Origin of the sequence: Stenotrophomonas sp. WZN-1 (assembly GCF_002192255.1) — a bacterium.
GTDB lineage: Bacteria > Pseudomonadota > Gammaproteobacteria > Xanthomonadales > Xanthomonadaceae > Stenotrophomonas.
In genome coordinates, this window is sequence record NZ_CP021768.1 from 3,714,717 (window position 1) to 3,729,254 (window position 14,538).

Genomic DNA, 14,538 nt, shown 5'->3' on the forward strand with positions numbered 1-14,538 from the left:
AATGCTCGACAGCGTCGCTGACGCCGCGCTGCCGGGATCACTCGCGCGGCGGGGGCAGGTGCGGCGCGACCAGGGCAAGCGTGCGCTGCAGCGCGCCGCGGCCGTTGCTGACCAGCGTGCAACCGGCGCGTGCCATGTCCTCGCGGGCCTGGGCATCTTCGAGCAGGTGCTGCAGCAGATCGCCCACCGCCTGCGCATCCTCGCCGATCAGCAGCGCACCAGCCTCGCGCATGCGCCGGGAAATTTCCGCGAAATTGTGCAGGTGCGGACCAGTCACCGCCGCCGTTCCCATCGCGGCCGGCTCCAGCAGGTTGTGGCCGCCGATGGCCTGCAGGCTGCCGCCGACGAAGGCGACCTGGGCGCAGGCATAGAACGGCATCAGCTCGCCAAGAGTATCGATGACGAACACGTCGGTGGCCGCGTGCGGCCACTGGTCCACGCGGCGGGTCGCCACGCTCCAGCCCTGTTCGCGCGCCAGCGCTTCCACCTTCGGGAAGCGCTCGGGATGGCGCGGTGCCCACAGCAGCAGCAGGTCCGGATGCTGCTGGCGCAGGCGCCGGTGCAGGTCGATCACCGCCTGCTCCTCGCCATCATGGGTACTGGCGGCGATCCATACCGGGCGAGCGGCCGGTACCCGCGCATGGAACTGGTCGACGAAGCCTTGGACATCCGGCGTTGCGATGTCGAACTTCAGGTTGCCCAGCGCCTGCACCTGGCCGGGCTCCGCCCCCAGCTGCACGAAGCGCTCGGCATCATCCTGCGACTGCGCGGCCACGCAGGTGACGGTGCGCAGCGCGCGGCGGATCAGTGCGGCAAGCAGCCGGTAGCCGCGCAGCGAACGCGCCGACAACCGGGCATTGAGGATGTACACCGGAATACCGCGGTCACGGCAGCCGAACAGCATGTTCGGCCACAGCTCGGTTTCCAGGATCAGCGCCAGGCTGGGCTGGAAATGGCCGAGGAAACGGTTGACGCTGCCCGGCACGTCGTACGGCAGGTAGACGTGGTCCAGGGCGTCGCCCCACAGCGCGCGTACGCGCTCGGAGCCGGTCGGGGTGATGGTGGTGATCACCCAGCGGATATCCGGGCGCTGCTGGCGCAGGGCATTGACCAGCGGCGCGGCGGCATTGACCTCGCCTACAGAGACCGCGTGCAGCCAGACCCGCGGCTGGCCGGTCGGCTGCGGATAGGAGGCGTAGCGTTCATCCCAGCGCCGGAAGTATTCACGGACCCGGAAGCCGCGCCAGACCAGGTGGTACACGGTGATCGGCAGCAGGATGTAGAGCACGACCGAATACAGGCCGCGCAGGATCCATTCGACAGGGTCTTTACGCATGCGGCAAGGATACGGGAGCCCCCGGGGAAAGACACGCGGCCGCCTTGGTAGAATGGCCCCATGTCAGATGCCTCCACCGCCGTCCGCCCATCGCTGCGCGATCCGCGCAACTGGCCGATGTTCGCCGCCATGTTCGGCGCCTTCGCCATCGCCCGCCTGCCGTGGATGCTGCAGCGCGCGCTGGGCCGGGGCGTCGGCTGGATCACCTGGCGCCTGCTCGGCAGCCGCCGCCGCGCCGCCGAGGTCAACCTGCAGCTGTGCTTCCCCGAGAAGGACGAAGCCTGGCGCCAGCGCCTGGTGCGCGACAGTTTCGATGCGCTTGGCGTGGGCGTATTCGAGTGCATCCGTGCCTGGTGGGGCAGCATCGACCGCATCCGCCCGCACGTGCGGATCGAAGGCCTGGAACACCTGCGGCAGATGCAGGCTGAAGGCCGCGGCGTGCTGCTGGTCTCCGGCCACTTCATGACCCTGGAAATGTGCGGACGCCTGCTGTGCGACTACGTTGACCTGTCCGGCATGTACCGCAAGCACAAGAACCCGGTGTACGAGTGGGCGGTGAAGTTCGGCCGGCTGCGCTATGCCAAGGCGATGTTCGCCAACGAGGACATCCGCGCGACCGTGCGCCATCTGAAGAAGGGCGGTTTCCTCTGGTACGCGCCGGACCAGGACATGCGTGGCAAGGACACCGTGTTCGTGCCGTTCTTCGGCCATACCGCGTCGACCATCACCGCGACCCACCAGCTGGCGCGGATGACCGGTTGCGCGGTGATCCCGTACTTCCACCGCCGCGAAGGCGGGAAGTACGTGCTGAAGATCGGCGCCCCGCTGGAGAACTTCCCCAGCGAAGACGTGGAAGCCGATACCACGCGGGTCAATCAGGCCATCGAGGAAATGGTGCGCGAGGCCCCCGACCAGTACCTGTGGATCCACCGCCGCTTCAAGCGCCAGCCAGGTGGCCGGAGCGATTTCTACAAATAACGGTGGGGCGGGATGGTTTCATCCACGCATGGCGTGGATTTGTTGAAGCGGAGCATTCTGAAGTAGATCCACGCCATGCGTGGATGCTCTCCGTTCCGATGCCGGCAACTACAACGGCCAACGGCACCATGCGTGCGGGTACTCACCCAATGCGCTGGCCAGGCCCGCACGGACCGGATTGGCCAGGATGTACATCGCCTTCTCATGAAGGGATTCATCACTGCGTACGGCGTGATCGTGGTACCCGTGCTGCCACAGCACCCCTCGCCGCTCCAATCGCCGGTTCAGCAGCCGACTGCTGCGCGACTTCAGCAGGGCCATGCACTCGGCCAAGGTTTCGCTGCGCAGCTCCATCAGCCAGTGCAGATGGTCGGGCATGACCACCCAGGCGAGGCTGTGGCTGAAGCCCTTCCGCTCTACGAAGCGCAGGGTTTCGATAAGGATCGCCACGTTTGCCGCATCAGCGAACAACGGTTCGCGGTCGAGGGGTGCTGTGGTCAATGAGTACACGTTGCCAGAACGGGAGTACCGACCGTAGCGAAGTCTGGGGCTGGCCATGCCTCCAGCGTGCGCGAACTGCCGGGGCACCGATATTGGAGATGTTGCCGTGTTCAGGTCGGGGAAGCCCCATCCACGCATGGCGTGGATCTACTGATCGGCTCCATGGTTGATCCCTGCCATGCGCGGATGTGCGGTCACTGCATCGGCGGGGAATCATCTGCGTCGCGGGCCAGCAGGCTGCCGGCGAACAGGGCCGCCAGCAGCACGGTCAGGCCACCCCAGAACGCGGAATAGAACGCCAGGTGCGTATTGAGCGGGAACACGGTAACCGCCAGCGCCAGCATCGCCGGGCGGGCGCGATCACGCGCGGCCGGCGGTGCATAGCGCCAGGCCCGCCAGGCCTGCGCCACCGCCGCCAGCCACAACAGCAGGCCGAGCACGCCAGTCTCTGCAAGGATTTCCAGCACGATCTGGTGGGCGTGCAATGCCGGTTGATTGCCCCACACGGCGGGGCCCTCGTCAGCCACGCAGGCGGGATACGCATCGCGGAAACCACGCGCACCGACACCGTTGACCGGATGTTCCTCGATCATGCACACGGCCGCGGCCCAGATGCGCGCGCGCCCCGACAGTGCCTCGTCAACGCCCTGCCCGTCTTCGTTCCATGCCTGCGCCGTGCGCGCAACACGCTCGCGCAGCTGTGGCACGCCCGCTGCCAGTGCGGCCGTGCCCATCGCCGCCACCAGGGCAATCAGGAGCAGCCGCGTCCAGCCGAACTGGCGCACGCCGCTGTAGGCCAGCACCAGTGCAAAGGTGATCCACGAGGCGCGCGAACCGGCCAGCAGCAGCACGCATCCCAGTGCGGCGGCGGCCAGCAGCCACCCCGCACTGCCGAACCGCCGCGCCATCGGCAGCAGCAGGAACGGTGACAGGCTGGCCAGCACCTGGCCGAACTTCAGGTTGCACGGCCCGAGCGCGCCACTGAGGCGGTCGGCCAGCGCGGCTTCGTCGGCCGGGCACAGCGCGTGGCCACTCACGGCCAGCTTCAGGTGCTGCAGCGACCAGAACCATGGGCTGGTGCCAGCCAGCGCCTGCACCAGTGCGTCCAGCGTCCACGCGCCGGTGATCAGTGCGAGGCCGCCGAAGGTCAGCCGCCGCCGTTCCGGCGTGGCCACCGCGATCGCCACCAGCCACATGAAGGGCAGGTAGCGCAGGCCGGCGGCCGCCTTCGTCCACGACGCTGCCGGATCGATCGCATCAAACGCCGAGAACGCCTGCGGCAGCCAGTAGCCGAGGAACAGGATCGAGGTCAGCGCCCAGGCGGCCGTGCTCAACAGGTGCGGGCGGCGCTGCAGCCGGCGCATGACCATGTGCGCGGCAGCATAGAGCGCGCCAAGGCCCAGCACGGTTTCGGCGATGCCCGGCAACGGCCACATCGCCACGTACGCCAGCACCCACCAGGGCGCCCAGCGCCCGGCGCGGTCGTCGCGCACGATGGCAGAGGGGTCAGCCGGCGAGATCGGCATAGAGGCGGAGGGTATCGCGCTGCATGGCCTGCAGGGTAAACGGGATGCGGGTCGGCAAGGACGGCGGCTGCGCCAGCAGGGCCAGCAGGGCCAGCGCACGTTCACCCAGCGCGCGTGCATCACCGAGCGGCACCGCGCCGCTGGGCTGCAGCTGCTGCAGCAGTTCGCCGACGCCACCGTGGTCCCAGCCCAGCACCGGGCGGCCGACCGACAGCGCCTCGACCACGGTGCGGCCGAAGGCTTCCGGCTTGTCCGACAGCTGCAGCACCAGATCGCTGGCGGCGTACGCCTGGGCGATGCGTGCGGTCGGCGCGGAGATCTGCACGGCCCCGGCCACGCCCAATGCCGCAGCCTGGCGGCGCAGATCAGCCACGTAGGCTTCGCGCCCGGGTTCGTCGGTGCCCAGCATCCACAGCTGGGCAGGCACGCCGGCGGCACGCACGTCGGCCAGCAGTTGCAGCGCGTGGGCGTGCCCCTTCAGCCGGGTGCCCCGCCCCGGCAGCAGCAGCAACGGGCCTTCCACCTGGGCAAGCCAGGGGTAATCGGCCGCCAGGGCCAGCCGCGGGCGACGGTCGGCGCGGGCAACGCGCGGAAACTGGCCGACATCGACGCCGCGCGGAATCACCTGCAGTTTTTCTTCCGGCACCGTCGGGTAGTGGCGTTGCACGTAGGCACGCACGGTATTGGACACGCAGATCACGCGTACGCCGCTGGTCATCACCGCGCTGTAGCGGCTGGGCGAATTCAACCCGTGCACGGTGGTCACCCAATGCGGGCGCTGCGAGGCGGGCATGGCGCGGATCGCGTACAGGCCCAGCCAGGCCGGCAGCCGCGAACGGGCATGCACGATGTCCGCGCCAACCTCGGCAAACAGCCGGCGCAGGGTCGGCAGGTGGCGCAGGGTCAGCAGCGACTTGCGGCCGATGTCCAGCGTGAGGTGCTCGGCACCGCTGTCCAGCAGCGGCTGCACCAGGCGGCCACCGGCGGACACCACCAGCGCGCGATGGCCGGCAGCGACCAGGGCCGCAGCGATTTCCAAGGTCGAGCGCTCGACACCGCCGGAGTGCAGCGCCGGCAGCAACTGCACCACGGTCAATCGGCGCATCGAAGGGGCCGCCGTTTAGTCGGCCAGCACGAACACGGAACCGCAGTACGGGCACTGTGCTTCGCCGTTGGGCTCGTCTTCGATCGGCAGGTACACGCGCGGATGCGAGTTCCACAGCGCCATTTCCGGGGTCGGGCAGCTCAGCGGCAGATCGCTGCGGTGCACGGTGTAGCGCTTCTCGGCGTTGGCGGGCGCGGTGGCGGTATGGCTCATGGCGGATGTCGGTGAACGGGTTGCGAGGCCTGCGATTCTAGCATCTGGGCCGCACCGACATTACGCCATAACGGGCCGTTGCACGCGCCCGCCGACGCCTGGCGGCGGCAGTGCCGGGGATTTCGCGGTCGTTCCGGCAGGTTCGCTCGCCGGAATCGACTCCAGCGATATTTCTCGCATTTGGATCGAACTAAATGGCACTTGCCAGCACGCAGCGGCTGTTGCAGGATCGGGCCAGGTCGCACTCCGACCCGCCCAATCCAACCCGATCGCATGGCCCGCCCCCACCGGACCGGCATCGCCTCTTCCACTGCCAGCCCGGCGGGCGGAGCGATGCTGTCCGTGGTGTCCGCCGATGCGGGTTCTGCCCGCCGCCAGCCCTTCCGGGAGACCCTTGCATGACCCTGTCCGATCCGCACCGCGCCCTGCTTCCGCTCTCCCTGGCCCTGGCCTGTGCGACCTCTGCGATGCCGGTGCTGGCGCAGGGGCTGCAGACCTCGTTCGAACCGGGCGAACCTGCCCCGACGCAGGCGGCGGGTGGACTGCGGGTCACGATCGGCAATGGGCCGGCCGCGCCCTACACCGCCAAGCGCAACGCCGGCTACAGCGGCCTGCATGCACTGCGCTACAGCAGCGAGGGCGGCAGCGCGCGGCGCGAACTGTTCAAGGCCGACCTGCCCATCCAGGCCGATACCACGCTGTCGTGGCTGGTGCTGCCGGAGATCGTCGGCAAGGACACCGTCGCCTCCACCTATGTATCGCTGGACCTGCTGCTGGACGATGGCAGCCGCGTTTCGGCCGGTGCGGCGCGCGACCAGCATGGGGTGGCGATCGGCGCACGCGCGCAGGGCGAGTCGAAGACGCTGTACCCGCAGCAGTGGGCGCGCAAGGCAGTGCGGCTGGGCGACGTGCCGGCGCTGAAGGGGCGCCGCGTGGTGGCGATCGAGCTGGAGGTGGCCAGCGCCGAGGGCGCGCCGGTCTCCGGCTGGATCGATGACGTGCGCCTGGACACGGTGCCAAGGCAGCAGCCGCAGCGCGTCTCGGACTGGGTGCTGACCACCCGCGGCACCCAGGCCAACGGCACCTTCTCGCGCGGCAACAATTTCCCGGCCACGGCGGTGCCGCACGGGTTCAACTTCTGGACTCCGGTCACCGATGCCGGCGCCCTGAACTGGCTGTACCGCTGGAACGAGCAGAACGATGCGCGGAACCGCCCGCAGCTGCAGGCGCTTGCGCTGAGCCACCAGCCCAGCCCGTGGATGGGCGACCGCCAGACCTTCCAGGTGATGCCCTCGTCCAGCCGTGGCGCGCCGGAGGCCGACCGCCGCAAGCGCGCGCTGTCGTTCGACCGCAGCCATGAAAGCGCACGCCCGTATCGCTACGACGTGCGCTTCGACAACGGCATCGCTGCCGCAATCGCGCCGACCGACCATGCCGCGTTGTTCCGCTTCGACTTCCCCGAAGGCGGTGACGCCAACCTGCTGTTCGACAACGTCGATGCGCGTGGTGGCCTGACCCTGGACGCCGCCACGCAGACGCTGTCCGGCTACACCGATACGCGCAGCGGCCTGTCCAACGGCGCCAGCCGCATGTACGTGGTCGCCAGCTTCGACAAGCCCTGGCGCAGCAACGGCCGCCTCGACACCGGTCGCCCGACCGGCTACATCAAGTTCGACGCCGGCAGCGACCGGCGGGTGACGATGCGCATCGCCACCTCGCTGATCTCAGTCGAGCAGGCGCGGCACAACCTGGCACTGGAGATCGCCGCCACCGATACGCTGGAGAGCGTGGCCGGCCGCGCGCAGGATGCATGGGACGCGCGCCTGGCCCGCTTCGACATCGGCGATGCCAGCGACGACCAGAAGACCACGCTGTACTCCAGCCTGTACCGGCTGTACCTGTATCCCAATTCCGGCCACGAGAATGCCGGCAGCGCGGCGATGCCGGACTGGCGCTACGCCAACCAGGCCAGCGCCAGCGATGACAACACAGAGGGCAGCGCGAACCGCAGCTTCACCGGCGTACGCGATGGCAAGGTGTTCGTCAACAACGGCTTCTGGGACACCTTCCGCACCACTTGGCCGGCCTACGCACTGTTCACGCCCGACGATGCCGGGCAGATGGTGCAGGGCTTCATCGAGCAGTACCGCGCCGGTGGCTGGATCGCACGCTGGTCGTCGCCGGGTTACGCCGACCTGATGGTCGGCACCAGCTCGGACGTGGCCTTCGCCGATGCATGGCTGAAGGGCATCGGCGGTTTCGATCCGGCCGAGGCCTATGCCGCCGCGCTGAAGAACGCGACCGTGGTCCCCCCCGACCGCCATGTCGGCCGCAAGGGCATGGACCGTTCAACCTTCCGTGGCTACGCCAGCGCAGACGTGCACGAAGGCATGTCGTGGACGATGGAAGGCGCACTCAATGATTTCGGCATCGCCAACATGGCCGATGCGCTGGCCAAGCGCGCGACCACGCCGGCAGCACGCGAGCGCTACAGCACCGAGGCCGAGTACTTCCGCTATCGCGCCGCCAGCTACACGACGATGTTCGATCCGGCCGCCGGATTCTTCCAGGGCCGCACTGCCGATGGCCGCTGGCGCGTGGATGCGAAGGACTACGACCCGCGCGTGTGGGGCCACGACTACACCGAATCCAATGGCTGGACCTTCGCCTTCACCGCCGCCCACGATGGCGAAGGCCTGGCCGCGCTGTACGGTGGCCGCGGCAAGCTGGCGGCGAAGCTGGATGCCTTCTTCGCCACGCCGGAAACCGCGGACCCGGCACTGGCCGGCTCCTACGGCAGCACCATCCACGAGATGACCGAAGCGCGCGACGTGCGCATGGGCATGTACGCGCACAGCAACCAGCCGGCGCACCACATCCCGTGGATGTACCTGTACGCCGGGCAGCCGTGGAAGACCCAGCAGCACGTGCGCGAGATCCTGTCGCGGCTGTACGTCGGCAGCGAGATCGGCCAGGGTTATCCAGGCGACGAGGACAATGGCGAGACCTCGGCGTGGTACGTGCTGGCCTCGCTGGGCCTGTACCCGCTGCGCATGGGCGCCCCGGAGTACGTGATCGGTTCGCCGGCCTTCCAGCACGCACGGGTGGAACTGCAGGGCGGCGCGGTGCTGACCGTCAACGCGGCCAACAACTCACGCGAGAACGTCTACGTGCAGTCGCTGAAGATCAACGGCACGCCATGGACCAAGACCTGGGTTCCGCACGACCTGATTGCCAAGGGTGCGACGCTGGACTTCGTGATGGGGCCGCAGCCGTCGCGTTGGGGCAGCGGTGTGGATGACGTGCCGCGTTCGTTGACCGCGCGCGGCCAGCGCCCGCAGCTGCTGCATGACCTGCTCGGCAGCGGCGCGAAGGCGACGCTGGCCGATGGCCGCGCCCTGCCCGCGCTGGTCGATGACGATGCGGCCACCACTGTCGGCCTGGGCGGCGGCGCAACCATCGCGCTGACCGACGTGGCCGAAGGCAGCCCAACGATGTACACGCTGACCAGCGGTGATGGCCGCGTCCAGGGAGGCGAATGGTCGTTGGAGGCACGCAACGGCAATGGCCGCTGGATCGTACTCGACCAGCGCAGCGGCGAAGCTTTCGAATCCGCCCGCCAGACCCGTCCTTTCCGCATCGCCAAACCCGGTCGTTACAGCGAGTACCGGCTGCGCCTGGCCGCACCGGGCCGGCTGCCGCTGGCGGAGATCGAACTGTTGGCGCCCAGCGCCGTACAATGAGCCCTATGCGCTACCGTCTGTTGCCTCTGGCCCTTGTTGCCCTTTCCTTCTCCAGCTTCGGCCAGACCCAAGCCTTTGATGCGCAGCTGACCCGCGACGGCGTGACGCTGAACTACCAGGACGCCCGTGGCGCCCTGGCCGCGCCGCAGCGCAAGCGGGTGATCGATACGTTCTACTTCGCCTACCTGCGCGAACGTGCGGACTTCCACCCGGCCGCGCCGTCGATGGTGCGCATCGTGATCGATCCGGCCTACACCGGGATCGCCTTCGTCGGTGACAAGGACCAGGCGGCGACGATCACCATCAACCCGGGTTGGCTGGCGCAGCACCCGAATGACATCGACCTGGTCACCCATGAGGCCATGCACATCGTGCAGGGCTATCCGGGCTATGGCGACGCACGGGTGCCGGGATGGCTGGTGGAAGGCATCGCCGACTACGCACGCGACCGCTACGGCATGGACAATGCCGCGGCCGGTTGGGCACTGCCGGGCAAGGTCGAGAAGGGCCAGAACTTCGACAGCGGCTACCGGGTCACCGGCGCGTTCCTGAAATGGGCCGACGCCGAACACCCAGGCCTGGTGCTGGCTCTGGACAAGGCCCTGCGCGATGGCCGCTATGCACCGGCGCTGTGGCAGAAGCACACCGGCAAGGCACTGCCGGCGCTGTGGGCGCAGTACGCCAAGCCGCGTTCCGACGCACCGCCGCCGGCCCCGGCACGCCGCGGCAAGCGGCACTGACACCCACGCATTGCACGTTCGCCGGGTATTGCCCGGCGCTACCGCATCGCTGCGTCAGCGCGACTGCACGAAACCTGCGTACAGCGCGAACAGCTGCTGGAAATACCGCCGGGTCACTCGATTGCGCATGACACTTTCGCCGATGGGGAGGTGGTCGGGCCCAGGGTGGGAAGGCCGGTCCGGTCCCTTCCCACGGCCGGGCCGCGTGGGCGTATTGGGCCGCAATGGCGTTGCAGGCACATGACCGGGCTGCGTAGCGCGTGTGGCAGGTTCGGCGGCCGTTGCGACAAATGAAAACACCGGGCAGTGCCCGGTGTTTTCATTTGCGCCGACATCCAACCGCGCCAGCGCCATCATTCTTCCGGCCAGGAGCCCCTTCTTGTTGAAGGGGCGCGCCGAAGGCGGGGGTAGAGGAAGAATGCGTGGGCAGCGGAAGTGGGAAAGAAGGTTTACGCCTTCTTTTCCGCTTCCAGCTGCTTCCTGATCTGCGCATCGACCGCGGCGATCGCGGTCATGTTCAGGATCCGGCGCGAGGTCGCGCTGGTGGTCAGGATGTGCACCGGCTTGTTCACGCCCATCAGGATCGGACCGATCGCCACGCCGTCGGTGAACACGCGCACCAGGTTGTAGGCGATGTTGGCCGCTTCCAGGTTCGGCAGCACGAACAGGTTGGCGCGGCCCTGCAGGGTCGAGCCCGGCAGCAGCTTCTGGCGCAGCGCTTCATCCCACGCGGTGTCACCCTGCATTTCGCCATCCACGTTCAGACGCGGGTTGCGCTTGAGCAGCAGCTCGCGCACCTGGCGCATCTTCAGCGCGTCCTTCGAATCATGGCTGCCGAAGTTGGAGTGCGACAGCAGCGCGACCTTCGGCTCGATGCCGAACAGCTTCATGCGGTAGGCCGCCTGCAGGGTCGCTTCGCACAGCTGCTCGGCGGTCGGGTCTTCCTGCACGTGGGTATCGACGAAGAAGAACACGCCCTGCTGGTTGATCACGCCGGTCATCGCCGAGGTCGAGGTGACCTTCGGTTCCAGCGGCAGCACGCTGCGCACGTAGCCCAGCTTCTTGTGGAAGCGGCCGACGATGCCGGTCAGCATCGCATCGGCTTCGCCACGCGCCACCATCACTGCGGCGATCAGGGTCGGGCGCGAACGCATCAGGTTCTTCGCCGCGGCCACGGTCACGCCACGACGGCCGGTCAGGCCGTGGTAGTACTGCCAGTATTCGTTGAAGCGCGGATCGTCGTTGATGTTAGTGACTTCAACGTTCTCGCCGATCTTCAGGCGCAGGCCGAGGCGCTCGATGCGCGACTCGATCACTTCCGGGCGGCCGATCAGGATCGGGTGCGCCAGGCCGTCATCGACCACGTTCTGCACCGCCTGCAGCACCACTTCCTCTTCGCCTTCGGCGTACACCACACGCTGCTTGTCGCTGCGCGCGCGGTCGTAGACCGGCTTCATCATCAGGCTGGTGCGGTAGACGAACTGGGCCAGCTTGTCGCGGTAGGCGCCCATGTCCTCGATCGGGCGCGAGGCCACGCCCGAGTCCATCGCGGCCTGGGCCACGGCGGCCGACAGCTCCACCAGCAGGCGGCGGTCGAACGGACGCGGGATCAGGTATTCACGGCCGAAGCTCGGGGTGTCGCCGCCGTAGGCCGAGCCCATGTCGGTGGCGGCGCGGCGGGCCAGTGCAGCGATGGCACGCACGCAGGCGATCTTCATTTCCTCGTTGATCGCGGTGGCGCCCACGTCCAGCGCACCACGGAACAGGTACGGGAAGCACAGCACGTTGTTGACCTGGTTCGGGTAGTCCGAACGGCCGGTGCCGATGATCGCGTCCGGACGCGCGGCGCGCGCCAGTTCCGGCATGATTTCCGGGGTCGGGTTGGCCAGCGCGAAGATCACCGGATCCGGCGCCATGGTCTTGACCATGTCGGCAGTCAGGATGCCCGGCGCCGACAGGCCCAGGAAGATATCCGCGCCGTCGACGATCTCGGCCAGGGTGCGCTTGTCGGTGTCGCGCGCATAGCGCTGCTTTTCCGGGTCCAGGTCGGTACGGCCGGTGTGGATCACGCCTTCGCGGTCGAAGGCCAGGATGTTCTCCGGCTTCAGGCCCAGTTGCACCAGCATGTTCACGCAGGAAATGCCGGCCGCGCCCATGCCCGTGGTCGCCAGCTTCACTTCCTCGATCTTCTTGCCGGTGATCGCCATGGCGTTGAGCACCGCCGCGCCGACGATGATCGCCGTGCCGTGCTGGTCGTCATGGAACACCGGGATCTTCATGCGCTCGCGCAGCTTGCGCTCGACCACGAAGCATTCCGGTGCCTTGATGTCTTCCAGGTTGATGCCGCCGAAGGTCGGCTCCAGCGAGGCGATGATGTCGACCAGCTTGTCCGGGTCGGTCTCATCGACTTCGATGTCGAACACATCGATGCCGGCGAACTTCTGGAACAGCACGCCCTTGCCTTCCATCACCGGCTTGCCGGCCAGCGCACCGATGTTGCCCAGGCCCAGCACCGCGGTGCCGTTGGAGATCACCGCCACCAGGTTGCCGCGGGCGGTCAGCTCGCTGGCCTGCTGCGGGTCGGCCTTGATCGCTTCACAGGCGTACGCCACACCCGGCGAATACGCCAGCGACAGGTCGCGCTGGGTCAGCATGGGCTTGGTAGCGGAAACCTTGATCTTTCCCGGCGGGGACATCCGGTGGTAATCGAGGGCGGCCTGTTTGAAATCTTCGTTGGACATCGATGTGGGTTACATGAATGGGCAGAAGGGACAGGGGATGATACCCCCGTTGGAGCGTCTGGACCTGTCGCTATCCTGTCGCAGGCATGCTGCGACCGCACAATTCCGTGCCGTATGCGACGGTACCGCGACACCAGCTTCGGCGCTGCCCATGACAGCCATGGGACGCCCTGAAACGCCGCGGGGCCGTACCACTGTCGTGACCGGCCCCGCGGTACCACACACCTGGATCAGCCCTTGGCCGGCAGTGCCTCGGGCAGCGCATCGACCGGCGGCGGCAGTTCGCTTTCGCGGCCATCCAGCGCCAGTGTCAGGCGGTTGCGGTCCAGCGCGCCTTCCCAGCGCGAGACCACCACGGTGGCCACCGCATTGCCGATGAAGTTGGTCAGCGAGCGGCACTCGCTCATGAAACGGTCCACGCCCAGGATCAGCGCCATGCCGGCCACCGGCACTTCCGGCACCACGGCCAGTGTGGCGGCCAGGGTGATGAAGCCGGCACCGGTGACGCCGGCCGCGCCCTTGGAGCTGAGCATGGCGACCAGCAGCAGGGCGATCTGGTGGCCCAGGGTCAGTTCGGTATTGGTGGCCTGGGCAATGAACAGCGCGGCCAGGGTCATGTAGATGTTGGTGCCGTCCAGGTTGAACGAGTAGCCGGTCGGGACCACCAGGCCCACCACCGACTTGCTGCAACCGGCACGTTCCATCTTCTCCATCAGCGACGGCAGCGCCGACTCCGACGAAGAGGTGCCAAGCACCAGCAGCAGTTCGGCCTTCAGGTAGCGCGCCAGCTTGAACACCGAGAAGCCACACAGGCGACAGACCAGGCCGAGGATCACCGCCACGAACAGGAAGGCGGTGAGGTAGAACGAGCCCACCAGCCAGGCCAGGTTGATCAGCGAACCGACGCCGTACTTGCCAATGGTGAAGGCGATCGCACCGAAGGCGCCGATCGGGGCGGCCTTCATCAGGATGTGCACCAGCTTGAACACCGGGGCGACCAGCGCCTCCAGGAAATTCACGATCGGCTTGCCCTTCTCGCCCACCGATGCCAGCGCGATGCCGAACAGCACGGCCACGAACAGCACCTGCAGGATGTTGCCATCGACGAAGGCGCTGAGCAGCGTCTTCGGGATGATGTCCATCAGGAAGCCGACCAGGGTCAGGTCATGCGATTTCTTGACGTAGTTGTTGACGTCGGTCTGGTCCAGGTCGAGCGGATTGATGTTCATGCCCGCGCCGGGCTGCACCACGTGCGCCACGATCATGCCGACGACCAGCGCCAGCGTGGAGAAGAACAGGAAATACACCATCGCCTTGATGAACACACGGCCCACGGTGCGCAGGTGGGTCATTCCCGCGATGCCGGTGACGATGGTCAGGAAGATCACCGGCGCGATGATCATCTTCACCAGGTTGATGAAGGCATCGCCGAGCGGCTTCATCTTCTCGCCGACCAGCGGTTCGTAGTGGCCGAGGATGGCGCCCAGGACGATCGCCACGATCACCTGGAAGTACAGCTGGCGATAGATCGGCAACGGCTTTGCAGGCACCGGTGCTGCGGTCGGGATGTGCATGGCGGACTCCGGAAGGGGCGTTTTCAGGCACGTACGGCCCCGGGACTGCACGGGAACCGTTACCGTGGAAACTGATCGCAG

Annotated in this window: 10 protein-coding genes; 3 read left to right on the forward strand and 7 right to left on the reverse strand. The window is 67.6% G+C overall.

The genetic code is table 11. The annotated features are described in order from the left end of the window. Positions 1-37: 37 nt before the first annotated feature. Positions 38-1,336, reverse strand: a complete 1,299-nt coding sequence (gene waaA / locus CCR98_RS17375; protein WP_087923572.1) for a lipid IV(A) 3-deoxy-D-manno-octulosonic acid transferase — start codon at positions 1,334-1,336, stop codon at positions 38-40. Between the two features lie 60 nt (positions 1,337-1,396). Between waaA and CCR98_RS17380 the strand changes: the two genes are divergently transcribed. Further along, positions 1,397-2,314 (forward strand): LpxL/LpxP family Kdo(2)-lipid IV(A) lauroyl/palmitoleoyl acyltransferase, encoded by a 918-nt coding sequence (locus CCR98_RS17380; RefSeq protein WP_087923573.1) that lies wholly within the window; start codon positions 1,397-1,399, stop codon positions 2,312-2,314. A gap of 108 nt (positions 2,315-2,422) precedes the next feature. Here CCR98_RS17380 and CCR98_RS17385 read toward each other — a convergent pair whose 3' ends face one another. The 4 genes from CCR98_RS17385 to CCR98_RS17400 form a co-directional block, all read right to left on the reverse strand. Then, positions 2,423-2,872 (reverse strand): transposase, encoded by a 450-nt coding sequence (locus CCR98_RS17385; RefSeq protein ID WP_087923574.1) that lies wholly within the window; start codon positions 2,870-2,872, stop codon positions 2,423-2,425. 137 nt (positions 2,873-3,009) lie between these two features. Continuing rightward, a complete protein-coding gene (locus CCR98_RS17390; protein WP_087923575.1) occupies positions 3,010-4,341 on the reverse strand; it encodes an O-antigen ligase family protein in 1,332 nt (443 codons plus the stop codon). Further along, positions 4,322-5,446 (reverse strand): glycosyltransferase, encoded by a 1,125-nt coding sequence (locus tag CCR98_RS17395; protein ID WP_087923576.1) that lies wholly within the window; start codon positions 5,444-5,446, stop codon positions 4,322-4,324. The genes CCR98_RS17390 and CCR98_RS17395 overlap by 20 nt, the downstream gene beginning before the upstream one ends. A gap of 15 nt (positions 5,447-5,461) precedes the next feature. Beyond that, positions 5,462-5,659 carry a zinc-finger domain-containing protein gene (locus tag CCR98_RS17400; RefSeq protein ID WP_005410967.1) on the reverse strand — a complete coding sequence of 66 codons (198 nt, stop codon included), beginning with the start codon at positions 5,657-5,659 and terminating at the stop codon, positions 5,462-5,464. Between the two features lie 398 nt (positions 5,660-6,057). On the opposite strand from CCR98_RS17400, the gene CCR98_RS17405 reads away from it, so the two are divergent. Together CCR98_RS17405 and CCR98_RS17410 are read left to right on the forward strand one after the other, a co-directional pair. Next, positions 6,058-9,402 carry a GH92 family glycosyl hydrolase gene (locus tag CCR98_RS17405; protein ID WP_087923577.1) on the forward strand — a complete coding sequence of 1,115 codons (3,345 nt, stop codon included), beginning with the start codon at positions 6,058-6,060 and terminating at the stop codon, positions 9,400-9,402. Beyond that, positions 9,399-10,142, forward strand: a complete 744-nt coding sequence (locus CCR98_RS17410) for a basic secretory protein-like protein (RefSeq protein ID WP_014038425.1) — start codon at positions 9,399-9,401, stop codon at positions 10,140-10,142. Before CCR98_RS17405 ends, CCR98_RS17410 begins: the two co-directional genes overlap by 4 nt. A 449-nt stretch (positions 10,143-10,591) precedes the next feature. On the opposite strand, the gene CCR98_RS17415 is transcribed toward CCR98_RS17410, so the two are convergent. Both CCR98_RS17415 and CCR98_RS17420 read right to left on the reverse strand, forming a co-directional pair. Next, complete coding sequence (locus tag CCR98_RS17415; protein WP_087923578.1) at positions 10,592-12,883, reverse strand: NADP-dependent malic enzyme; 2,292 nt, start codon at positions 12,881-12,883, stop codon at positions 10,592-10,594. Positions 12,884-13,113: 230 nt separating this feature from the next. After that, positions 13,114-14,457 carry a dicarboxylate/amino acid:cation symporter gene (locus CCR98_RS17420; protein ID WP_087923579.1) on the reverse strand — a complete coding sequence of 448 codons (1,344 nt, stop codon included), beginning with the start codon at positions 14,455-14,457 and terminating at the stop codon, positions 13,114-13,116. Between the last annotated feature and the right edge of the window lie 81 nt (positions 14,458-14,538).